Annotated in this window: 15 protein-coding genes; 5 read left to right on the plus strand and 10 right to left on the minus strand. The window is 67.9% G+C overall.

The features are described from left to right. From UK23_RS35590 to UK23_RS35600, 3 genes are all read left to right on the plus strand, one after another. On the plus strand, positions 1-878 hold an 878-nt coding region (locus tag UK23_RS35590; protein WP_045316145.1), incomplete at its 5' end, for an EamA family transporter. A 25-nt stretch (positions 879-903) separates the two neighbouring features. Next, a complete protein-coding gene (locus UK23_RS35595; RefSeq protein ID WP_045316159.1) occupies positions 904-2,904 on the plus strand; it encodes a neutral/alkaline ceramidase in 2,001 nt (666 codons plus the stop codon). Between the two features lie 135 nt (positions 2,905-3,039). Next, complete coding sequence (locus UK23_RS35600) at positions 3,040-3,975, plus strand: alpha/beta hydrolase (protein ID WP_045316146.1); 936 nt, start codon at positions 3,040-3,042, stop codon at positions 3,973-3,975. On the opposite strand, the gene UK23_RS35605 is transcribed toward UK23_RS35600, so the two are convergent. The 8 genes from UK23_RS35605 to UK23_RS35640 form a co-directional block, all read right to left on the minus strand. Continuing rightward, positions 3,965-4,480: a hypothetical protein gene (locus tag UK23_RS35605; RefSeq protein WP_156213634.1), complete on the minus strand. Its 516-nt coding sequence runs from the start codon at positions 4,478-4,480 to the stop codon at positions 3,965-3,967. The genes UK23_RS35600 and UK23_RS35605 overlap by 11 nt on opposite strands. Next, complete coding sequence (locus UK23_RS35610) at positions 4,480-4,962, minus strand: hypothetical protein (RefSeq protein ID WP_045316148.1); 483 nt, start codon at positions 4,960-4,962, stop codon at positions 4,480-4,482. The genes UK23_RS35605 and UK23_RS35610 overlap by 1 nt, the downstream gene beginning before the upstream one ends. A gap of 54 nt (positions 4,963-5,016) precedes the next feature. After that, positions 5,017-5,412 (minus strand): hypothetical protein, encoded by a 396-nt coding sequence (locus tag UK23_RS35615; RefSeq protein WP_063778148.1) that lies wholly within the window; start codon positions 5,410-5,412, stop codon positions 5,017-5,019. Between the two features lie 6 nt (positions 5,413-5,418). Then, on the minus strand, positions 5,419-6,270 hold the full coding sequence (locus UK23_RS35620; RefSeq protein ID WP_045316149.1) for a universal stress protein: 852 nt from the start codon (positions 6,268-6,270) through the stop codon (positions 5,419-5,421). 54 nt (positions 6,271-6,324) lie between these two features. Further along, a complete protein-coding gene (locus UK23_RS35625) occupies positions 6,325-9,654 on the minus strand; it encodes a CARDB domain-containing protein (protein ID WP_045316150.1) in 3,330 nt (1,109 codons plus the stop codon). 26 nt (positions 9,655-9,680) lie between these two features. Further along, a complete protein-coding gene (locus UK23_RS35630) occupies positions 9,681-13,484 on the minus strand; it encodes a discoidin domain-containing protein (RefSeq protein ID WP_082115240.1) in 3,804 nt (1,267 codons plus the stop codon). A gap of 317 nt (positions 13,485-13,801) precedes the next feature. Next, positions 13,802-15,064, minus strand: a complete 1,263-nt coding sequence (locus tag UK23_RS35635; protein ID WP_052685357.1) for an alpha/beta hydrolase family protein — start codon at positions 15,062-15,064, stop codon at positions 13,802-13,804. 204 nt (positions 15,065-15,268) lie between these two features. Next, on the minus strand, positions 15,269-18,340 hold the full coding sequence (locus tag UK23_RS35640) for a S8 family peptidase (protein WP_052685358.1): 3,072 nt from the start codon (positions 18,338-18,340) through the stop codon (positions 15,269-15,271). Positions 18,341-18,475: 135 nt separating this feature from the next. Between UK23_RS35640 and UK23_RS35645 the strand changes: the two genes are divergently transcribed. Further along, positions 18,476-19,066: a TetR/AcrR family transcriptional regulator gene (locus tag UK23_RS35645; protein ID WP_045316151.1), complete on the plus strand. Its 591-nt coding sequence runs from the start codon at positions 18,476-18,478 to the stop codon at positions 19,064-19,066. A gap of 3 nt (positions 19,067-19,069) precedes the next feature. Here the strand turns inward: UK23_RS35645 and UK23_RS35650 are convergent, their stop codons facing one another. Then, the gene (locus UK23_RS35650; protein ID WP_045316152.1) at positions 19,070-20,311 is read right to left on the minus strand and encodes a cytochrome P450; all 1,242 of its coding nucleotides are present in this window, start codon (positions 20,309-20,311) and stop codon (positions 19,070-19,072) included. A 108-nt stretch (positions 20,312-20,419) separates the two neighbouring features. Next, positions 20,420-20,839, minus strand: coding sequence for a VOC family protein (locus UK23_RS35655; RefSeq protein WP_045316153.1), 420 nt, complete (start codon positions 20,837-20,839; stop codon positions 20,420-20,422). Positions 20,840-20,905: 66 nt separating this feature from the next. Here UK23_RS35655 and UK23_RS35660 point away from each other — a divergent pair, with 66 nt between their 5' ends. Next, positions 20,906-21,544 carry a GntR family transcriptional regulator gene (locus UK23_RS35660; RefSeq protein ID WP_052685360.1) on the plus strand — a complete coding sequence of 213 codons (639 nt, stop codon included), beginning with the start codon at positions 20,906-20,908 and terminating at the stop codon, positions 21,542-21,544. Positions 21,545-21,671: the final 127 nt, after the last annotated feature.

Below are 21,671 nucleotides of genomic sequence, written 5' to 3' on the forward strand. Positions count from 1 at the left end.
GCCTCAGGCTGACCAGCATGAAAAGCCTCGGCGGATTCGCCACGATGACCGCCAGCGCGGCCAGCAGCCAGCTCGGTGCCGCGGTAGGAGCGCACGCGTTCGCCACGATCGGCCCGGCCGGCGTCGTGGCGGTGCGCCAGTTCGTCGCGGCGGCGGTGTTGCTGCCGGTCGCCCGGCCGAACCCGCGAAGATTCACCTGGGCGCAGTGGTGGCCGACGATCGCGCTCGGCCTGGTGTTCGCCACCATGAACCTCAGCCTCTACACGGCGGTCGACCGGATCGGCCTGGGTCTCGCCGTGACACTGGAGGTCCTCGGTCCGCTCGCGGTCGCGCTGGCCGGTTCGAGGAGCAAGCAGGACATCCTGTTCGTGCTCATCGCGGCCGCCGGCGTCTACGTGCTGGTGCTGCCCGGCCAGAGCAGCGACTACCCCGGCATCGGCGCCGGACTGCTCGCGGCGTCGTGCTGGGCCGCGTACATCCTGCTCAACCGCCTGGTAGGGCAACGACTCCCCGGCCTGCAGGCACCGGCGGCGGCCACCAGCGTGTCGGCGCTGCTGTACGTCCCGGTCGCGGTGTTCCTGATCGTGCAGGGCCAGTTCAACGGCATGGCCGTGCTGTACGCGATCGGCGCGGGCGTGTTCTGCAGCGTCGTGCCGTACGTCGCCGACCTGATCGCTCTGCGGAGGGTGCCGCCGAGGTTGTTCGGGCTGGTGTGCAGCGTCCACCCGGTGCTGGCCGCGCTGGCGGGACTGCTCCTGCTGGGGGAGACGCTTCAGCTCCACCACTGGGCGGGAATCTTGCTCGTCGTCACCGCGAATGCACTCGCAGTGACTTGCACCAAGTGGTCTGGATCACCTACCGTTCAGTCCGAAATGTGAATCCCCTTCACTTAGTGGGGTGTCCATGCGGACTGCAGTCATGACGGTCGTTGCCGCCCTAACCGGAGCTGCGCTGGTCAGCGGCCCGTTCGCGTGGGCTGAACCCGAGCCGTACCTGGTGGGTCGGGGCATCTCGGACGTCACCGGCCCGGCCGCCGAGAACGGCATGATGGGCTACTCCAAGTTCGACCAGAAGACGACGGGCATCGCCCAGCGGCTGCGGTCGCGGGCGTACGTCGTGGTCGACCGCGCCAACGGCAAGCGCGTCGCGTACGTCAACGCCGACCTCGCGATGATCTTCCGCGCGGTCCAGGAGGGCGTGCTCGCCAAGCTGCAGGCCAAGTACGGCAACACCTACACGCGCGAGAACCTGCTGCTGTCCGCCACCCACACGCACAGCGGTCCCGGCGGTCAGTCGCACAACCTCGCCTACAACCTCTCGATCCTCGGCATGCAGCCGCAGGCGCTCGCCGCTGTGGTCGACGGCATCGCCGAGTCGGTCGTCGAGGCGCACGAGGACCTCAAGCCCGGCTCGATCAGCCTCGGCGTCGGCGAGCTGACGAACGCCTCGGTCAACCGGTCGCGCGTCGCGTTCGACCGCAACCCGGACAAGGCCGCGTTCCCGCAGGGCATCGACCCGCAGATGACCGTGCTGAAGTTCAGGCAGTCGGGAAACGACGTCGGCGCGATCAGCTGGTTCGCCACGCACAACACGTCGGTCACCAACGCCAACACGCTGATCAGCCCGGACAACAAGGGCTACGCGGCTTACCAGTGGGAGCACGACGACAAGGGCGTGCGGTACCTGGACGACACCGCGGGCTTCGTGGCGGCGTTCCCGAACACCAACGCCGGTGACATGTCGCCGAACCTCAACCTGAAGCCCGGTTCCGGTCCCACCGAGAACGAGTGGGAGAACACCCGGATCATCGGCGAACGCCAGAACCGCAAGGCGCAGGAGATCTACCGCGGCGCCACGGCTCCGGTCTCCGGTGGTGTCGACTACCGCCAGACCTTCGTGGACATGTCGGCCGTGCAGGTGGACGGTCGCTTCACTTCGGACGGCAAGCCGGGCACCACGTGTTCGGGAGTCGTCGGCGCGTCGACGATCGCGGGCAGTGTCGAGGACGGCCCGGCGATCCCCGGCTTCTCCGAAGGCATGCAGTCGCCGTGGAAGAAGCTGTTCGAGCCGTTGCAGATGGAGGTTCCGCAGTGGTTGCGGGACTGCCAGTTCCCCAAGGCCTCTTTGGTGCCAACGGGTCTGATCGGCGCAACGCCGAACATCGTGCCGCTGCAGCTGGTCCGCATCGGACAGCTGCACCTCGTGGCGATGCCGGGTGAGGTCACGATCACCGCGGGTCTGCGCATCCGCAAGGCGGTCGCGTCGGAGTTGGGTGTGCCGCTGCAGAACGTGCTGATCCAGGGCTACTCCAACGACTACAGCCAGTACGTCACGACGCCGGAGGAGTACGACTCGCAGCAGTACGAGGGCGGCTCCACGCTGTTCGGCCGCAACACCACGCCCGCGTACCAGCAGGAGTTCACCAAGATCGCGGCCTCGATGAAGTCCGGTGGTTCCTTGCCCGCCGGCCCGAACCCCGGCAAGCCGCCGTTCACCGAGATCAACCTGCAGACCGGTGTGGTGCTGGACGACAAGCCCGCGGACAAGAAGTACGGCGATGTTCTGTCTGCGCCCAAGTCGTCGTACGCGCGCGGTGAGACCGTCACGGCCGTGTTCGTCACCGGGCACCCGAAGAACAACCTGCACCGCAACGGCACTTTCCTGGAGGTGCAGCAGCAGGTGAACGGCCAGTGGGTGCGCGTCGCCGACGACGGTGACTGGTCCACGCGCTACAAGTGGGAACGCGTCGGCATCGCGTTCTCCAACGCCACCATCACCTGGCAGATCCCCGCTGGGACGCCTGCGGGCACGTACCGGATCGTGCACCACGGCGACGAGAAGTCCGGCTGGACGGGCAAGATCACCGGCTTTACGGGAGCAACAGCCGGTTTCACGGTGGCCTGATCCACCTGGCCTCGGCCCCTGCCGGTTTCGGCGGGGGCCGATGCTATTCCCGGCCCAGGTGAGTTCGTGATTACGTTGTGCACGATTTAATCGCACACTAGCTTTCATGGCATCCGAACTTCCCAGGGAGTAGCCATGAAGCGTCCAGTCCTCGAGCCAGCCGCCGCCGAGTTCGCCGCCGCCACCGCCCAGCCGCCGTTCCTGTTCGAGATCGCGCCGGAGGAGGGTCGCAAGGCCGTCGACGAGGTGCAGTCGGGCGAGATCGAAAAGCCCGAGGTCGACGAACAGTGGGTCTCACTCGACGGCTTCAACGTTCGTGTGGTCAAGCCTGCCGGTGTGACCGGTGAACTCCCGGTCATCCTCTACATCCACGGCGCGGGCTGGGTGTTCGGCAACGCCCACACGCACGACCGCCTGGTCCGCGAACTGGCCGTCGGTGCCGGCGCCGCGGTCGTCTTCCCGGACTACTCGCTCTCGCCCGAGGCCCGCTACCCGGTCGCGATCAACCAGAACTACGCCACCGCGCAGTGGATTCTGAGCAACGGCGCGGAGTACGGCCTGGACTCCAGTCGTGTCGCGGTCGCCGGCGACTCGGTCGGCGGCAACATGGCGGCGGCGTTGACGTTGCAGGCCAAGGAACGCGGCGACGTCTCGCTGAAGGCCCAGGTGCTCTTCTACCCGGTGACCGACGCCTCCTTCGACACCGACTCGTACCTGCAGTTCGCCGAGGGCTACTTCCTGCGCCGCGACGGCATGCAGTGGTTCTGGGACCAGTACACGACGAACCCGGTCGAGCGTGCGGAGATCACCGCGTCTCCGCTGCGCGCGACGACCGAGCAACTGGCTGGTTTGCCGCAGGCGCTGGTGATCACCGCCGAGGCCGATGTGCTGAGGGACGAGGGCGAGGCTTACGCGGACAAGCTGCGCGAGGCTGGTGTGCCCGTGACCGCTGTCCGGTACGCGGGCGCGATCCATGACTTCGTGATGCTGAACGCGTTGCGGGGCACGCACGCCGCGGAGGCGGCGATCAGCCAGGCGACAGCGTTCCTGCGCAAGGCACTCACGAGCTGAAATGGGGGAGGAGCGCGCTGAACGGCGCTCCTCGAAGCATCACGATCGTCAGCAGCACCACCACCGCGACGAGCAGGACCGCCAAGGCGAGCTGCCACCAGACGCCGGACGCAGTCCTGCGCATCGCTGTCCCGACCAGCGCCAGGAGCACACCGACGCCGAACGCGAAGACGTGCACCACGCCAGCGGACACGCCGATCGGCAGCACCGGGCCGAGCAACTCGCTGAAGGCCGGCGGTGGTTCGGGACGGCGCAGGAACCGCACCAGGATCGAGAACCACTCGGCGAGCGCGAACACGCAGAGCGCCAGTCCGGCGAGCACGAGCACCAGCCCAGGCCACCGCGCACCAGACTTCGCGTACTCGACGGGCCGGGCGCCCATCGGGGGGTGCATGCTCGTCTTCGTGTCGGGGTCGTAGTTGATCAGGCTGCGACCTACTACGGGCCACTGCTTGGCTTCTTCGCTCCCGGCGGAACCGCTGGTGTCGTCAGAATTCTTCGCCATCACGGCCACCCCTTCGACTGGGCGAGCTGCACACACCAGGCCGACACCTCGGCGAGCAGAAGAACGAGACCTGCCACGAAGCACCACTGCAGCTTGCGGAGCTTCTTCTGGTTGGCCTCCAGCCACTTCTCGAAGTCGAGCGCGAGATGCCGCCGCATCGAGTCGAGGTCGTGGTCGAGCTCGACGGCGACCAGCAGCTGCGACGCGCTGGACACGAACGTCCACCGCCACATCGGAGCGCAGATGAGCAACGCGAGCAGCAGCACTCCGGTCATCGCCACGATCGCGACGACCGTGGCCACGCTCCAGCGCGGATTCTGCAGCGCGGTGCCGATGAACGAGGAGCTGACCAGCGCGGCACCGGCGGTGAGCAGTGTGACGCGCGAGCGGAGGTTGTCGAGCGAGCTCTGCTGATAGCTCAGCGCGCGCAGCGACTCGGTGAACACCAGCTCGAGCCGTCTGTCCGGCTCTCCGCTCTCCACCGCCTCATGGTCCGCCGATCGGCCCAGAGAGTCATGCCCCGAAAGGGTGGAGGGTCAGGGGTTGATCCGCACCGTCTCCTCGACCTGGAACGGAGTGCCCTGCTGACACGTCGTCATCGCCCCGGGATCGGGCTTCCCGCTCACCTCGATCTCAGCGCCGTTCACCGCGATCGAGGTGTCGGCCCCGAGCAACAGGTACTGCGCGGTCCCGGTGTTCAGCACCAGGCACTTGGCCTCGACGCCGGCTGCCACCGTGCCGCGGACGGTCATCACACCCGGCGCACGCGTCGGCGTCGTGGTCAGAGGCGCGGACGACGGCGGCAGCGGCGCCGGGATGCTCGGCGTGGACGTGTCGGACGCCGGTGAGCTCGACGCGGGAGCCTCAGGCGGTGGCGTCTGACCGCAGGAAGCCAGCATCAGGCAGAACAGCACGGCCGCTAACCCGCGCATGACACGTCACCTCCGATGGACCACGGCGACCGGGCACGGCGCGTGGTGGAGCACAGCGTGGCTGACCGAACCCAGAATTGCACGCTTCACCGCGCCGCGGCCGTGACTGCCGACCACGACGAGAGCAGCGCCGTCGGCCGCCTGGAGCAACGCGCGGGCCGGCGCGTCGAAGGCGACTTCCTGAGCGACGTGCACGGACGGGTTGCGCTCCGCAAAAGGCGCCAGTTGCGAGTCCAGGTGCTTCGCGAGGTCGACGCGGACGTGGTCGAAGTCCTGCTCGGGCAGCTCGGCCCAGCCGACGTCGTTCCACGCGTACACGGCGAGGAGTTCGCGGCCGTGTCGTGCGGCGAACGCGAAGGCGAACTCGATCGCGTCGGTGGAAGTCTCGGAACCGTCGACACCCACGACCACACGACCGTCCAGCGGGCCGGAACGCGTCACGACGACAGGACGGCCGCCGATCGACACGAGTCCGGAGGCGGTGGAACCGAGGAACATCTCCGCGATACCGGTACGGCCGGAGGAACCCAGCACGAGCAGTTCGCCCTCCTCCTCGGCGAGCACGTCGACGGGCCGGCCGAGGCGGACGGCGGTCGAGACCTGGAGGTCCGGCCAGCTCTGCCGAAGCTCCTCGGACAGCTCGGCGAGGTGGTCCTCCGCGGCCCGCGACATCGTCTCCTCGGTGACGAACTCCGGGATCGGCGCGGACATCGGCGTGAAGACCGGCTCGGGCAGGGGAGCGCGGACGGCGTGCACGACCTGCAACGAGGCACCGCACCGGGAAGCTTCCTCCGCGCCCCACAGAACGGCTCGCCGCGCGAGGTCGGAGCCGTCGAATCCCACTACGACCGTGGACATGAGAAACCACCTCCGGCCAGGGGATACCCGACCGGAGGTGGTTCTAAATGTGATCTAGTTGATGATGAACTGCGAGCCCGGCTCGATCAGGATGTTCCCGTCCCGCGAGTTGGTGATGGTCACGTTCGTGAGGCGAGCCGAGCCGCGGGCCTGCGCCATCGCGAGGATGCCCGAGCCGTTGTTCGACTTGTCGATGCGCACGTTCGTGATCTGCACGTCCGGCATGCCGCTGCCGCCACCCTTGAACTGGATGCCGTCGAAGGTGGAGTCGTAGATCTCGGTGTCCCGGATGACCACCCCGGGGATGGCGAGGTTCTGCGAGAACAGCGTGATGGCGCCGAACTCCTGCGCCTCACCCCAGAACGCGCCACCCGTGCGGTACAGGGCGTTGTTGGCCAGCGTCGTCGTTCCGCCGAACGGCAACGGGTCGTGGTCGGTCGCCAGCATGATGCCGGGGTAGTTGGCCGTGTCGGAGATGATGTTGTTCTCCGCGCGGTTGTTCGAACCTCCGTAGATGGCGATTCCGTTGGCACGCCACGGCAGCGCGATCGTGTTGTTGAGGAACGCGTTGCCACTGCCCACGTCGACGTTCTGGTCCTTCACGTACTTCGACGCCCACACCGCCAGCGCGTCGTCGCCCGTGGTGCGGAACGACGAGTTGAACACCGTGGAGTTGCGCGTGCCGTTGGTGAAGTTGATGCCGTCGGCGTAGGTGTCGCGGATCCGCATGCCGCTGAACTGCAGGCCGTCGCCGGGGTTCCAGCGGTCCGGCAGGTTCGTGTAGTCGCGGCCGACCCAGACACCGACGTTGGCGTGCTCGATCCACACGTTGGTGATCTTGGTGTTCTTGCCGAACCGGCCGTTCAGGCCGACGCCGCCTTCGGCGTTGCCGTCACCGCCGCGGATCCGGCCGGAGCCGAAGATCGCGATGTCGGAGATCTGGGTGTTGTCGTCGATGTCGAACCCGAAGTTGCCCTCGTGCGGGTGGTTGACGGTGTTGGCGTCCTGGGGCTGGATCAGCGAGAACAACTGCGAGTGCCACATGCCGGCGCCGCGGATCGAGACGTTGCGGATGCCGACCTGGTTGTACTGACCGCTGTTGAACAGCGTCAGGATCTTCTTCTCCTGGCGGAACTTGCCCTCGGGGATCCACACGCAGGGGATCTCGCCGTTCTGGTCGGCGGTCACCGCGCGCTGGATGGCGTCGGCGTCGTCCGTCTGGTCGTTCGCGGTCGCCCCGTACTGCGTGATCGACACGCAGTCGGCGGGCTTCTGCGCGGCCGGCGCGACCTGCTCCAGGTCGATCAGGTCGATGACGTAGAACTGCGCGTTGTCACCGGAGTCGCGCTGCAGCTTGAACTTCGTGCCCGCCGGGTAGCTGTTGGCCAGCAACGTCGAGGACTCGTCGAACAACCTGCGGGCGTCGCCACCCGGCCGGTTCGTGAGGCCTTCGGGGTCGTCGGTGCTGCCGTAGAGCCAGCTGTGCCGCGACGAGAGGTTCAGCTTCTGCACGAACTGGTCGTTGGCGTACAGGCTGATCGTGGCTTCCTGGCCGCCACCGGCAGCGGCGTCCGGGATCGAGTTGCGGACCACGATCGAGTTCGTGCTGACCGTCGAGGTGATCTCCACGAACTGGCCCTGCGAGTCCAGCCGCACCGACTTGCGGCCGCTGGACTCGCTGCCGAAGTTGGTGTGCCCAAACGTGCGCTTCGCGTCCGCCTCCAGCAGCTGGCCCTGGTAGCGGCCGCTTTCAGCCTCGTAGCTGGTGAACGGCACCGAGGCGCCGCGTCCGACCACAATGGACTGGGTCGCGGTGTTGTTGTTCTCGTTGGTCTCCGCGACCTGACCGTTCGCGTCGGCGGTCGCGGTGGCCGTGGCGCCGCCGTTCGTGGCGGTCCAGGTGCCGACGTTGACCGTGACGGTCTGACCAGCGTTGACGGCAGAAGTGTTGGCGGTCAACGTGCTGCCGCCGACGGCAACCCGCGTCACCGAAGCACCAGCCGCCGACGTGCCGCGGTTGTTGACGCTGACCGCGAACGTGACCTGCTGACCGGCCGCCGGGGACGACGGGTTGGGCGTGATGCTGGTGATCTGCAGGTCCGGGCCCGGTGCCTGGCCGACGACCAGGGGAGATCCGGAGGTGAAGGTGTTGTTGCCCTCGTTGGTTTCCGCGACCTGGTTGGCCGGGTCTACCACGGCCGCGGCCGTGTAGGACCCGGCACCCCGCCGACCGGCGTCCACGGTGACGCTGGTGGTGGCTCCAGGGGCGAGCCCGCCGACCTGGGCGGTGCCCGCCGCGGTCCCGCCGAGCGTGACGTTCAGCGTGGTCGCGCCGGACGCCACCGTGCCGCCGTTGCGCACGGTCGCGGTCAGCCTGATCGCGTCGGCCTCGCTCGGACTGGCCGGCGTCCACGTCAGGTTCGTGACGGTCAGGTCAGGAGCCGGAGCGGCCGCTCCGAACACCTGGAACTCGGCGACCTGGCCGCCGGGCGCGCCGGTGTTCGAGTAGAAGTGCAGCCTGACATCGGCCACCCGGCCGTTGACCGGGATCGTGACGCTGTTGCCGCTCGCCGGATCGAACCGGTAGTCGGCGCGGGCCTTCAGGGTTGCGAACGCCGTGACGCTCGACTCGCGGCCGAGCACCTCGAAGTTCTGCGTGCGCGCACCCCAGACGCTGTCGGGGTTGAGCTTCACGACGACCGAGGTGACGTCGGCGTTCGAGCCCAGCTTCGCGGTCAGGTGACCGGGGAAGCCGTTGGACTCCCAGTACGTGCCGGTGTTGCCGTCGACCGCGTTCGCGGCCACGAAGTCGTGCACGTGACCGGATTCCTCGACCGGCTTGCCCTGGGCCAGGTTGTCCCCGGCAGGCGGCGGGTCGACCGGGCCGGACTCGCCGTGCACCTCGAACTCGCTGAGCTGAGCCGCGGGCCAGCCGGAGTTGGCGGTGATCGTCACGCGGACGTACCGCACCGAGGTGGCCGCGAAGTCCAGCGTCACCGTGTTGTTCGAGGCGGGAGAGAACACCCTGCCGCTCGACCCGGAGATGTCGCTGAACTGCGATCCGTTGGAACTCCCTTGCACGGCAAGCGTTTGCGTGCGCTGCTCCCAGTTCGAGGGCAGCCGCAGCACGACCTTGCTGACATCTTTCGCGGCACCCAGGTCGGCCTGGATCCACTGCGGGAACACGTTGTTCGTGCTCTCCCAGTAGCTGCCCTGGTTGCCGTCACCGGCATTACCGGCGCCGTACGGGCCGTTGGTGCTCGACGCGGTCAGGTTGGCGGACAGCCTTTGAACCGCTGCTCCTGCCGTTGGTGTCAGTCCGAACAGTGCGAGAGCGCTCACGACGGCAGCACTCATCGCACGCTTCAACAGCGTGGATTTCATGGAATTGTCCTTCACGGCAGGGGAGATCAGGTGATGTTGATCGTGAAAGTGGTCGTGGTGTTCTTGATGTCCTGGAAGTTGTTGCTGAACCGGAGGCCGTTGATCGTCACGGCACCCGCGGCAGGACCCTGGCCAGGTTCCGGCATCTCGTTGGCCCACAGGCCGAAACCGGACTTGGCGTCGAACTGGTCGCCGCTCCTGCGCGCACCCGAGATGCTCACGTTGGACAGCACCGTGTCCTGGAAGATGTTCTCGGCCGCACCGTTGTACTTGGTCTGGAACATGATTCCGCTGTACGTCGGATCGGTGATCTCGACGTCGTTCACCCGGATCCCGGTGTACTTCTTGGAAGCCGAGAACATCCAGATCGCGCCGAACGTCTGCGCGCCCCAGAAATGCCCGCCGGAACGGACCAGGGTGAGGCCGCTGAACGTCGTCGGCTCCGGCCCGAAGTCCTCCATCGGGTACCCGAAGTCGAGCGAGCTGATCGTCACGGCGGAGTAGGTCAGCGTGTCCGCCACGTAGATGTTGCGGAACACGTTGTTCTTGCCGCCGTAGACCGCGAGACCCGCCGCGCGCCACGGAGTCAGCACGCTCAGGTTCTCGAAGGTGTTGTTCTGCTGCCCGGTGCCGCCGGAGTCGGTTGCGGCGAACAGCGCGAACGCGTCGTCACCGGTCGAGCGGGCCTCGATGTTCGCGATCCGGTTGCCCGCCGACCCGTTCGTCATGTTCAGGCCGTCCGCGTACATGTCGCGGATCCGGCTGTCCTTGATGACGTTGTTGTCGACGTTGTTGCCCCAGAACAGGCACATCATGTGCTCGACCCAGATGTTCTCGATGGTCATGTTCTGGACGCCGGCGAAGTTGAACACCTTGCCCGGCCCGTCGTTGCGCTGTGTGTAATTGCCGAACACGGCGAACCCGCTGAACGTCGAGCCGCTCGCGGACGACTGCGCGTCGAACCCGAGGTCGGTGTTCTCCTGGTTCGCCGGTGCCTGGAACCTGGTGAACCACGGTCCGGCGCCGATCACCCGGATCGCCTTGCCGTAGACGGTGAACTTCTGTGCGGTCGCGTAGGTGCCCGCGGGCAGGTAGACACCGATCAACGTGCCGGTCGTGTCCATCCGGACGCGGTCGAGCGCGTTCTGCACGTCCTGGTGGGTGAACCCGGCGGGCACGGCATAGCGTGCGGCGTCAGGATTCCCGGCCGCCGTCACCTGCTCGAAGTTCACGAAGTCGATCGCGTAGTTCGAGGAGTTGGCCGCGTCCTTCTGCAGCTTGATCTTCGTGCCCGCCGGGAACGTCGAGTTGAGCATGACGTTGGCTTCGTCGTAGATGTGCCGCGGCCCGCCCGCTCCCGGTGAGTTGCCGGGGCTCGCTTCGTTGCCGTAGAGCCACATGTACTTCGACGTCAGGTCGATCGCCTTGTGGAACTGGCCGTTGACGTAGACGTTGAGGTTCGAGGTGATGCCGCCGCCACCCGAGCTGTCCGGGATGGAGAACCGGGTGACCAGGGTGTTGGTGGGTGCGGACGTCGTGAACTCGACCGAGGCGCCGGTGCTGTTCAGTGTGACGGCCCGGCGGCCGGACGCCTCGCCGGCCAGGTCGCCGATCGTCCTGTTCGGACTGAGGACCTGGGCGCCACCGCCGGTGACCGCGTCCTCGGCCTCGATGTGCTGCCACGGAACGCTGGCGCCGCGGCCGATGAACAGCGACTGCTCGCTGGTGTTGTTGCCCTGCTTGGCGGGGATCTCGTTGCCGTCGTTCGCGATCGTCGTGCGGATCGTGTAACGGCCGTCGGCGGCTTGCCACGTGCCGAGGTTGACAGCTGCGGTCGTGGCGCCGGCGTTGATCGTGCCGTTGTGGCTGGCGGTGAACGTGCGAACGGTCTGGCCGTTGCTCAGGATCGTGAGCGTGATGCCGTGAACGCCGGACGCACTGTTGATCGTGCCCTGGTTCTTGATGGCGACGGTGAACGTGGTGTTCTGGCCGTTGCTCGGGTTGCTCGGCGACCAGGTCGGCACCGCGACGAGATCGGAGCTCGGCACCGGGGTGACGACGATCGGGTCCGGGTGCAGGCGGGAGTTGTTGGTCTCGTTCTGCTCCGCGACCTTCTTGGTCTCGTCGACCTTCGCGGTGTACTGGTACGAGCCTTCCGGACGGGCCGCGATCGTGGTGCTCACGTTCGCCTGCGCACCTGCTGCGAGGGCTGCCAGTTGAGCCGTGCCCACTGCGGTGGTGCCGAGGAAGAACGTGACGTCAGTTGCTCCTGACGCGGCTGTTCCGGCGTTGCGGACCGTGACGTTCAGCGTGATCTGGTCGGTCTCGACGGGGCTCGCCGGCGTGAACGACGTGCCGGTGACGGTGAGGTCGGGGTTCGGGGCAGGGGTGCCGAACACCTGGATCTCCGCCACCTGGGCGCCGGGCGCGCCGGTGTTGGACGTGAAGCGCAGCTGGACGTCGGCGACTCGGGCGGAGACGCTGATCGTGACGCTGTTGCCGCTCGCCGGGTCCCAGCGGTAGTCGCGGCCGGCGACCAGGCTGGTGAAGCCCGTGGCGTTCTGCTCGCGGCCGAGGACCTCGACGTTCTGCGTGCGAGCGCCCCAGGCCGAGTCGGGGTTGAGCTTGACCGCGATCGAGCTCAGGTCCGCGTTCGATCCCAATTGGACGGTCAGGGTGCCGGGGAACCCGTTGGACTCCCAGTAGGTTTGGACGTTGCCGTCGTTGGCGTTGGCCGGGACGAACGTGTGCACGTACCCGGAGGCGGTGACGGGTTTGCCCTGCGCGAGGTTCTCGCCGGTGGCGCCCTCGCGGGTCACCGAGTTGCTGGCGGGGGACTGGTTGCCCGCCGCGTCCTTCGCGATCACGTGGTAGGTCACGCGGAGGCCGTCGGGCTGGCTGTCCGTGTACGTGGTGCCGGTGACCGTGGTTTTGAGGCTTCCGTTGGCGTAGACGTCGTAACCGGTCACGCCGACGTTGTCCGTGCTGGCGTTCCAGGCCAGCCGGATCTGGCCGGACTGCGGCTGGGTGAAGGCCAAGCCGGTCGGCGCTGATGGCGCCTGGGTGTCGCCGGATGTCGGCCCGTAGACCTCGAACTCGCTGAGCTGACCCGCGGGCCAGCCCGTGTTCGCGGTGATCCGCAGCCGCACGTACCGCGTGGTGGCGGCGGTGAAGTCGATGGTCACGGTGTTGGCGGCGTTCGGGTTGAACTCGTACCCCTTGGAGGCCACCAGATCCGTGAAGTTGCTGCCGTCCGTGCTGCCCTGCACGGCGAGGGTCTGGGTGCGCGTGCCCCAGTTCGCGGCGGGGAGCTTCAGCACGACCCGGTCGGCTTTGACCGCCGCGCCCAGGTCGGCCTGGATCCATTGCGGGAACGCGTTGTTCGCGCTCTCCCAGTAGGTGCTCTGGTTGCCGTCGCCGGCGTTGCCCGGCCCGTAGCCCTGGTTGGTGCTGCCTGCGCTGTAGCTCGCCTGGAGCTTGGCGCTCGCTTCGGCTTCCTGTACTTCGAGCTTCGCGGTGGTCTTGGTGGCGCGGACGTGCCTGGCGAGCGTCGGGTCGACTTTGAAGGTGACCTTGCCGTTCTCGAAGGTGTGCGATTGTTCCGCGACGAGCGTCGACCAGCCTCTGCCGTCGAGGCTCGTCTGCACGGCGAACGTTTCGGTGGGGTTCTTCGGTGCCGTGAGCGTGACTTCGTCGATGCGGGCCTGCTTGTGCAGATCGAGGTTCACGGGCGCGGCTTGCGCGGCAGGGGCGATGACGAGCGTTGCTGCCGTGAGCGTCAGTGCGGCTAACGGGGCTAGCAGGGAGCGGGCGCGTGTCGTCTTTGACATGGCGTGCTTGGCCCTTCTCGGTGGGGACGCGAGGGGGTGTGGCGCGCCTCACCGTAGAAGTGCCCAGCAGATTACCGCAATATGTCGACGTGATTGCGCAAATTTGCGACAGAGCCCTCTGAACAGGAAAGACGTGCTCCTGTTCCGGTGCTTGGCCCTCGTCGTAGGCGTGGCAGGGGCGATCACCAGCGGTAGTTGCCTGCTGGCTGTGGGAAGTTTGCGCCCGAACGCCGCTCAGAAATTGATTCTCGGTCGATGCGTCCGCTTGCGCAGGCTTACGATCAGCTTGCGGCTTTTGCGTAAGCCTTGCGCAAAACTCAGAGCTTCGCGAAGAACCTTCTGGCTCGGTTCAGCAGATCCAGCCTGTGCTCACGGGTGCGGAGTGAGTGCCCCTCGCCGGGATAGATCTTCAGTTCCGAGGTCTGCACCGCTCGGTGCAGCAGTTCGGCTTGCTCCACCGGCACGTTGGTGTCGTCGGCGCCGTGCACGATGAGCAGCGGCGTGCGGATCCGGTCCGCGTAGGTGATCGGGCTGTGCTCGGGGCCGTCGCCGAGGGCCGCCTCGAACGCGCCCCACTCGCCGTGCGCGATCAGTTCGGGCCAGTCGGAGATGCCCGCGCCGACCAGCGCGGCCTTGAACCTGTCGGTCCGCGTGGTCGCCCAGGCCGCCATGAACCCGCCGTGGCTCCAGCCGGAGATGCCGAGCCGGTCCGGGTTGGCGATTCCTTGGTGGATGAGGAGATCGATCCCGGCCTCGATGTCGTGCCACTCCTCCTGGCCGACTCTTCTGCTGACCGCTGCGGCGAACTCGTGGCCACGGCCCAGGCTGCCTCTGGGGTTGGGCAGGAAGCTCGCGAACCCCTGGTGCGCGAACCACTGCGCCGACGGCACCCAATGCAGCTGGAAGTCGTCGGCCCACCGGTCGTACGGGCCGCCGTGCACGAGCGTGATGAGCGGAAACGGTCCGTCGGCTCGGGTTTTGCCGACGGGGAGCACCAGCAGGCCGTCGAGGTCGAGTCCGTCCTGGGCCTGGTAACGGAGACGTTCCTGCACACCCCACGGAATGTCACCGAGTTCGTCGGCGCGCCCGCCGCGTGGCCGGTGCGCACCCGTGATGCGCGCGAGGAGGCCTCCTCCGAGGCGGTGGAACTCGGTGTCCAGCCCGGCTGCCACGATCATGATCGGCGCATTGCCGTCGTCCTGGACCAGCTCGGCGGGACAGGCGGGCATGCCCGGGGTGAGGTTGCGGTGGCGCTGGTCGAACACCGCGTTGCCGCCCTGCAGATGTGGTGGCGTCAGCGCGAGGTAGTAGATCTCGTCGCCCCACCAGACGGGCGAGCCCGCATCGGCCGGCGTCGCGCCGAGGTCGGTGATCCTGCCGTTCTCGATCACGTGCAGCGCCGGATTGAGCAGGCCGGGGTCGATCTTCGGCGACGACCAGCTGATCACCGCCAGCCGCCCGTCGGGGTGCTTGGCGATCTCGGCCACGTGACGGCCCGGGATAGTGATGTCGTGGGGCGCTGGCGGCTTCGGAGCAGGTGGGCAGTGGTCGATCACCATCTCGTCCGTCAGTTCCCGCACCCCAGCCCCCTTGGGTTGATCTTCAGTCGACTACAGGTTCCACCGTCGCTGTCATGACGATTCTCGTTGCGGGGGCGATCAGCAACGCGGTGGGGCGGAGATCCGGTACGTCGGGCAGTCCGAGGACCAGGCGCGTGGAAGACGTGCTGGGGAGGCCCGCGCGCTCGTTGGCCTTGTGGGCTGAGGAGCACGCGGGCCGGTTCATCAGCGGAGCAGGTAGGCGTTGATGACGGTCTGCTCCACGGTCTGGCCGTAGCCGGACGCCTTGGCGCGCAAGGAGACCGACTTGGCGTTCTGCGGGTGGGCGAGCAGCACGCGGCCACTGGTCACCGGCGTGCTTCGCCACGTCGTGCCGCCGTCGTAGGAGACCTCGACGGACGTCACGTGCACCGAGCCGGTCTGCGACTGCGTTGAGACCGGTACGGCGAGCATGCGGCCTGCCTGGGCGTAGCCGTTGTCGTCCAGCTGCGGTGTGAAGCGGACGACGCTCAACGGCAGAGCGGTCTGGCGAGGCGTGGTGTCGCTGCGGAACGTCCAGACGCCGGACACCTTGGTGCTCAAGGAGGTGTCCCGAACCGCGGTGGTCTCGACGCGGTACGAAGCCGCGCCCGGTTCGGTGTCGAAAAGGCACCAGCCCGCTTCGGCCGTCTCGCACGCTTTGGCGTTGTCGCGATACACCGTGGTCTGCGCTGACGTGGTCGGGCTGTAGCCCTCGTTGCCCGCGTTGTCACCGAACAGCGGAACCGTGACGCGCATCAGGTCGCCGGTGCGGAACGTGTGCGGGATGTCGCGGGTCTCGGGCAGGGCGGGGCCGAACACCGCGCGGTTGAACGGTTCCACGTAGGACCGGCCCGGCTTGTAGTGGCGCAGCGGCGTGACGAGCGCGCCGATGTTGCCGTTCTCGTCGAACAGGTTGAACCTGCGCGACCAGTCGCCGCCCTCGCCGCCGTAGTACTCGGTGCGCGGGCCGGCGGCCAGGTTGTCCAGCGAGCCGTAGCCCCAGTCGGCGCGGCCGGCCGGAGCCGACGTGTGGCCGATCGTGGCGTTCTGGCCTGCCTTCAGCGCGGGCATGTCGACCTTGACCGCGGCCAGGTCCTTGCGCGAGACCGTCTTGGTGAGGCCGTTGGGCGCGTGGCCCTCCTGGTACCAGGCCAGGCCGTAGAAGTCCGCGCCCGCGTTCCAGAACGTCGCGGTCTTGCCGGTGACCTCCGGCGAGTCCGGGCCGAGGCTCGCGACGCCGAGGTGGCCGATCGAGCCGCCGACCGAGAAGTTGCCGATGGTGTAGCTGGTGCCGTTCACGACGCGTTCGAAACCGGTCTGCAGCAACGAGAGCTGCGCGGTGACGGGCAGTTTCACCTCGACGTGCCCGGCCTTGCGGGCGTCGAGGTTGATCGTGGTGGCGCCGGTGACGGTCAGGTTCGGGTAGTTGATGACGTCGTGGGTGTAGGCGCCCTCGGACGACATGACGCTGCCCGTGAGGATGTAGTGGCCCTTGGCGAGACGGGCGACGCCGGTTTCGCTGTTCGGCCACACGCGGGCGCCGGTGTCGACGTTGATCAGGAACGCGAACGTCTGGGTCGTGGAGACACCCGAGCGCTCGGTGCCGGTGATCTTGACGTCGTAGCTCTCGGTCTCCAGGTCGACGACCACGGCCGTACGGAGTCCACTTGCGACGATCGCGCCTCCCAGCACTCCACCGTTCGGTTGCTCGGCGATGTCCGCCGTGACCGTGGCGGTCGCCGAACCTCCTGCGGGCACGGTCAGTCGAGCGGGCGAAACGCTGAACAGCGAGCCGTTCGTCTCGGTGGTGAGGTCGAGGGTGACCGGTTCGGAACCCGCGTTGGAGTAGGTGATCTCCTTGGTCAGCGCGGGAGAGCCCGTGTGCGGCCACTGGTGCGAGCCGAAGCTGATGCTGGTCGGGTTCGACGTCACGTTCTGCTTGATCAGCTTGGCGACGTCGACGCGGCCGGAGCCCTGTTCGAACGGGGTCAGCTTCGCGGTCGGCGTGGTGCTGCCGGTGAGCCTGGCCTTGAGCTCGCCGCCCTTGAGTTCCGGGTGCTGCTGGCGAAGCAGTGCCGCGGCCCCCGCGACGTGCGGCGTGGCCATCGACGTGCCATCCAGCGAGGTGTAGCCCTCGACGACCGGCGGGCCGATCCGGCCGTCGGAGTGCAGGGCCGCGACGATGCCGACGCCCGGCGCGGTGAGGTCGGGCTTGAGCGTGCCGGCCTTCGTCGGGCCGCGGCTCGAGAACTCCGCGATCTGGTTCTGGTCGTCGACCGCGCCGACGGTGAGAGCCGCGTCGGCGGTGCCGGGGGAGCCGATGGTGCTCGCGTCCGGGCCGCTGTTGCCCGCCGCGATCACGAACAGCGTGCCCTTCTCGGACAGCCGGTTGACGGCCTCCTCGAGCGGTTCGATCTCCGGCGTGTCGTAGCCGCCGAGGCTCATGTTGACGACCTGGGCGCCCTGTTCGACCGCCCACTCCATGCCGGCGATGATGCCGCTGTCCTGGCCGGAACCGTTGTCGCCCAGCACCTTCACGTCGAGGATGCTCGCGTCCGGTGCGACGCCGTGGTACTTGCCGCCGCTCTTCGCACCGGTGCCCGCGATGATCGACGCCACGTGCGTGCCGTGGCCGTAGTGGTCGCCGTCGTCCGGGGAGTTCGTGAAGTTGCGCGAGCCGATCTCGCGGTCCTTCAGGTCCGGGTGGGTGTTGTCGACGCCGGTGTCGAGGACGGCGACGGTGGTGCCCTTGCCGGTGAAGCCCGCGGCGTACGCGGCCGGGGCGTTGATCTGCGGGACGCTGCGGTCCAGGCTTGCTTTGCGCTTGGCGTCGAGCCAGATCTTCTTCGCGCTCGACGTCGACAGACCGCCCACGAGCGGCGTCTTGGCCGCGTCGAACGCCACACCGTTGATGCTGCGCAACTGGATGCCGGACTGCGCGTTGAGGGTGCCGGCGGGGTAGGTGACGATCACCGGCAGGGCGCCGCCGTACGTGGCGAGCTCGGTGACGTCGAACAGGCGCTCGTCGAGACGGCCGGCCGAGATCATCGGGATGGCGTCGTCCGGCACCACGTACTCGTGGCCCTGAGCGGTGTAGGTGGTGAAGAGGACGTGCTCGCGGCCCGGTGCCGGTCTGATGGCGCGCTGGCCGGTGAGCACCTGGTCGCCCGTGATGAGGGTGACGGCCGGTGCGTCGTCTGCTCGTGGGGGAGAGGCATGTGCCTGGCCGGTGGTGAGCAGGGCACCGGCCAGTACGACGACTCCGAGTAGGCGCACCCGGTCCTCCGTAGGTCGTGAGAGCGTTCTCACGGACCGTAGTGAGACGATCACGTGGTGGCAAGGTCTAAACCAATTTCCGGTACCGGGCGTCTCAGCACGTCGCTTCCGCGGTGGCGCATTAACCTTTGCGCCATGACAGGCCTGCGCGAACGCAAGAAAGCGGCTACCAGGGTGGCGCTGGGGGACGCCGCGTGGAGCCTGTGCGTCGAGCACGGCTACGACGGCGTGACGGTGGAGCAGATCGCGCGGGCGGCCGGGGTGTCGCTGCGGACGTTCTTCAACTACTTCTCCTCGAAAGAGGAGGCCGTGATGGCCGGCGACAAGCAGACGGCCGAGACGTTCGTGCGGGCGTTCGCGGCCCGGCCACCGGACGAGCCGGTGCTGGTGGCGCTGCGCGGGGCGTTGCAGTCGATCTATCCGCAGGAGGTCGACCTCGACCGCCTGCGCCAGTCGCGGGAGCTGCGCCGCCATCCGGCGCTGCTGCCGCACGTGTTCGCGGCCTACTCCGCTCGCGAACAGGAGCTGACCGCGGTGATCGCGCGGCGGTGCGGGCTCGACGCGTCGGTGGACCCGTATCCGATGGTCACTGCCTCGACGATCCTGGCGACCTTGCGCGCGGTCGTGCAGTGGTGGCTGGACACGCCGTCCGCGTCCGAGAAGTACACGGCGGCCGAGCTGGTCGGGGAGATGATCGACCAGCTCGGCGCCGGGTTCACCAGGTGACTGTCACCATTTCACCGGCAGGGCGTGCACGCCGTAGATCGACATGTCGGTGCGCAGCGGCACCTCGTCCGCGGGCACGGCGAGCTTCAGGTTCGGCAGCCTGCGCACCAGCTCGGTGAAGCCGACCACCATCTCCACGCGGGCCAGCTGCTGGCCGAGGCATTGGTGGATGCCGTGCCCGAACGCCACGTGGTGCCCGCGCGGACGGTCGACGCGCAGCTCGTGTGGGTCCGGGTACTGGCTCTCGTCGCGGTTCACGGCGGGCACTGAAACGACGACGGTCTCGTCCTTGCGGATGGTGACGCCGCCGATCTCGGCGTCCTCCTTGGCGTGCCTGCTGACGCCCATCGAGATGATCGACAGGTAGCGCAGGAGCTCCTCCACCGCGTTCTCGGCGAGCTCCGGGTGCTCGCGCAGCTTCGCGAACTCCCCGGGGTGTTCGAGCAGCGCGAACGTGCCGAGCGCGAGCATGTTCGCCGTGGTCTCGTGACCCGCGATGAGCAGCAGGTTCGCGATGCCGGCGAGCTCGAACTCGGTCAGGTCGGTGTCGCGGACCAGCCCGGACAGCAGGTCGTCGCCGGGATCGCGCTGCTTGGCGCGCACGAGCTGCAGCATGAACTTCCGCAGCTCGGTGCCGACCTCGATCTGCTCGTCGATCGTGGTCTTGAGGCTGAGCAGCTTGGACGTGCGGTGCTGGAACTCCTCGCGGTCGCCGTAGTCGACGCCCAGCAGCTCGCAGATCACCAACGACGGCACCGGCAGCGCGAAGTCCCGCACCAGGTCCGCCGGCGGGCCCTTCTCGATCATCGCGTCCAGCTGGGCGGTGACGATCTCGTGCACGCGCGGCGTCAGGTCCCGCATCCTGCGCACGGTGAACTGGCCGGTCAGCAGCCTGCGGTAACGGGTGTGCTCGGGGGCGTCCATGAAGATGAATGACCCGGCCTGCCGCTCCGGCGGGAAGATCTTGGCGTGCAGTTCCGGCGAGATGAGCTTGCGCGCCCGCGGGCTGTTGATGCGGTCCGAGCTCATCCGCGGGTCGGCGAGGACGGCCCGCGCCTCCTCGTGCCCGGTGACGAGCCAGACCGACTCGCCGTTGTGCTCGATCCGGTGAATCCGCCCGTGCCCGCTCAACTCGGTCAGCCCGCTGGCCGGATCGAACGGGCACTTGCCGCGCTCGATGAGCTCGGCGGGCAGTTGCGGGCGGATGAGCTCCTGCGCACTGCGCTGCCGCTCTGCCGTGGTCATGGTGGCCTCTTTCCCTCTGACCCGGGGTGACCGGGTCGTGGCTCGGCGTCACCTCCCACGCTACCGAAACTTGCGCGGTGTGCAAGATTTTTACCTGGGCTTGGGGGTTCAGACCGCGAACACCTGGGAGTCGTCCGCGAACGCCTTGAACTCCAGTGCGTTGCCGGCCGGGTCCAGCAGGAACATCGTCCACTGCTCGCCGGGCTCGCCCTTGAACCGCACGTACGGCTCGATGACGAACTTCGTGCCCGCTTCCTGGAGCTTGCCGGCGAGCTTCTCGAACTCGTCGACCGTCAGGACCAGGCCGAAGTGGGGGACCGGTACGTCGTGGCCGTCGACCGGGTTGTGCACCTGCTCGGTCCTCTTCGGCGCGAGGTGCGTGACGAACTGGTGGCCGTGCAGGTTCCAGTCGATCCAGGTGTCGGAGCTGCGGCCCTGCTCGAGGCCGAGCGTTTCGCCGTAGAAGCGGCGGGCGGCGTCGAGGTCGTCGACCGGCATGGCCAGGTGAAAGCGTGGGATGTTCGGCATGTAGGAATGTTAACATTGAGACAAGTTGCCACCTTGTGGTCTTGTTAACATTGCGACATGACGAAGATGGGTCCCGCACGCCGCCGAGGTCTGAGCACCGAGGTCGCCGACGAGATCCGCGAGGCGATCTTCGACGGCCGGTACGCGCCAGGCGAGGCCCTGCGCGAGACGGAACTGTCGGAGGCGCTGGAGGTCAGCCGCGGCCCGGTCCGCGAGGCGCTGCAGAAGCTCGAACGCGAGGGCCTCGTCCACACCGAGTGGCACCGAGGCGCCACGGTGACCGCGCTGTCGTTGCAGGACGTGGCCGAACTGGACAGTCTCCGCGGCGCGCTGGAGGTCCTGGCGGTGCGCCGGGTGGTGGACCAGGCGACCGACGCGGACCTGTCGCTGATCGAGAAGACCGCGGCCGCGATGGACCGCGCCGACACGCCGCACGAGATGGTGCGCTGCGACATCGCGTTCCACGACGCCGTCTACGCCGCCGCGAACCACTCGCGGCTGCAGCAGGCGTGGGAGGCGATCCGCTCGCAGGTGCACCTGTTCCTGATCACGCGGGTCGGGGTCAGCACCGACGGCTACCTGGAGCAGATCCGCGAGGAGCACCGCGACCTGGTGGCGGCGTTGCGACTGGGCAATGTGGACGGTGCGTTGAAGTTGTTCGCGGAACATCGCAGGCATGCGTTCGACGTGCTGACCAAGGGTTAGCACGAGGCGCGCGCACCAGGCTGGAAGGCTCGACTGGAGACCGGCGTGCCGCCCGGCCGAACTGGCAGCACGCGGCGGGCGCGTGGCGTGCTCGCTCAGCACATCCCTCAGTAGACGGTCCGCGTCC

This window comes from Lentzea aerocolonigenes (genome assembly GCF_000955955.1).
GTDB classification, from domain to species: Bacteria; Actinomycetota; Actinomycetes; order Mycobacteriales; family Pseudonocardiaceae; genus Lentzea; species Lentzea aerocolonigenes_A.

What these genes read in the sequence shown, in the direction of transcription:
- UK23_RS35595 (WP_045316159.1), top strand. Translation starts at nt 904, where the DNA reads ATGCGGACTGCAGTCATGACGGTCGTTGCCGCCCTAACCGGAGCTGCG.
- UK23_RS35600 (WP_045316146.1), top strand. Translation starts at nt 3,040, where the DNA reads ATGAAGCGTCCAGTCCTCGAGCCAGCCGCCGCCGAGTTCGCCGCCGCC.
- UK23_RS35605 (WP_156213634.1), bottom strand. Translation starts at nt 4,480, where the DNA reads ATGGCGAAGAATTCTGACGACACCAGCGGTTCCGCCGGGAGCGAAGAA.
- UK23_RS35615 (WP_063778148.1), bottom strand. Translation starts at nt 5,412, where the DNA reads ATGCGCGGGTTAGCGGCCGTGCTGTTCTGCCTGATGCTGGCTTCCTGC.
- UK23_RS35620 (WP_045316149.1), bottom strand. Translation starts at nt 6,270, where the DNA reads ATGTCCACGGTCGTAGTGGGATTCGACGGCTCCGACCTCGCGCGGCGA.
- UK23_RS35625 (WP_045316150.1), bottom strand. Translation starts at nt 9,654, where the DNA reads ATGAAATCCACGCTGTTGAAGCGTGCGATGAGTGCTGCCGTCGTGAGC.
- UK23_RS35630 (WP_082115240.1), bottom strand. Translation starts at nt 13,484, where the DNA reads ATGTCAAAGACGACACGCGCCCGCTCCCTGCTAGCCCCGTTAGCCGCA.
- UK23_RS35645 (WP_045316151.1), top strand. Translation starts at nt 18,476, where the DNA reads ATGACAGGCCTGCGCGAACGCAAGAAAGCGGCTACCAGGGTGGCGCTG.
- UK23_RS35650 (WP_045316152.1), bottom strand. Translation starts at nt 20,311, where the DNA reads ATGACCACGGCAGAGCGGCAGCGCAGTGCGCAGGAGCTCATCCGCCCG.
- UK23_RS35655 (WP_045316153.1), bottom strand. Translation starts at nt 20,839, where the DNA reads ATGCCGAACATCCCACGCTTTCACCTGGCCATGCCGGTCGACGACCTC.
- UK23_RS35660 (WP_052685360.1), top strand. Translation starts at nt 20,906, where the DNA reads ATGGGTCCCGCACGCCGCCGAGGTCTGAGCACCGAGGTCGCCGACGAG.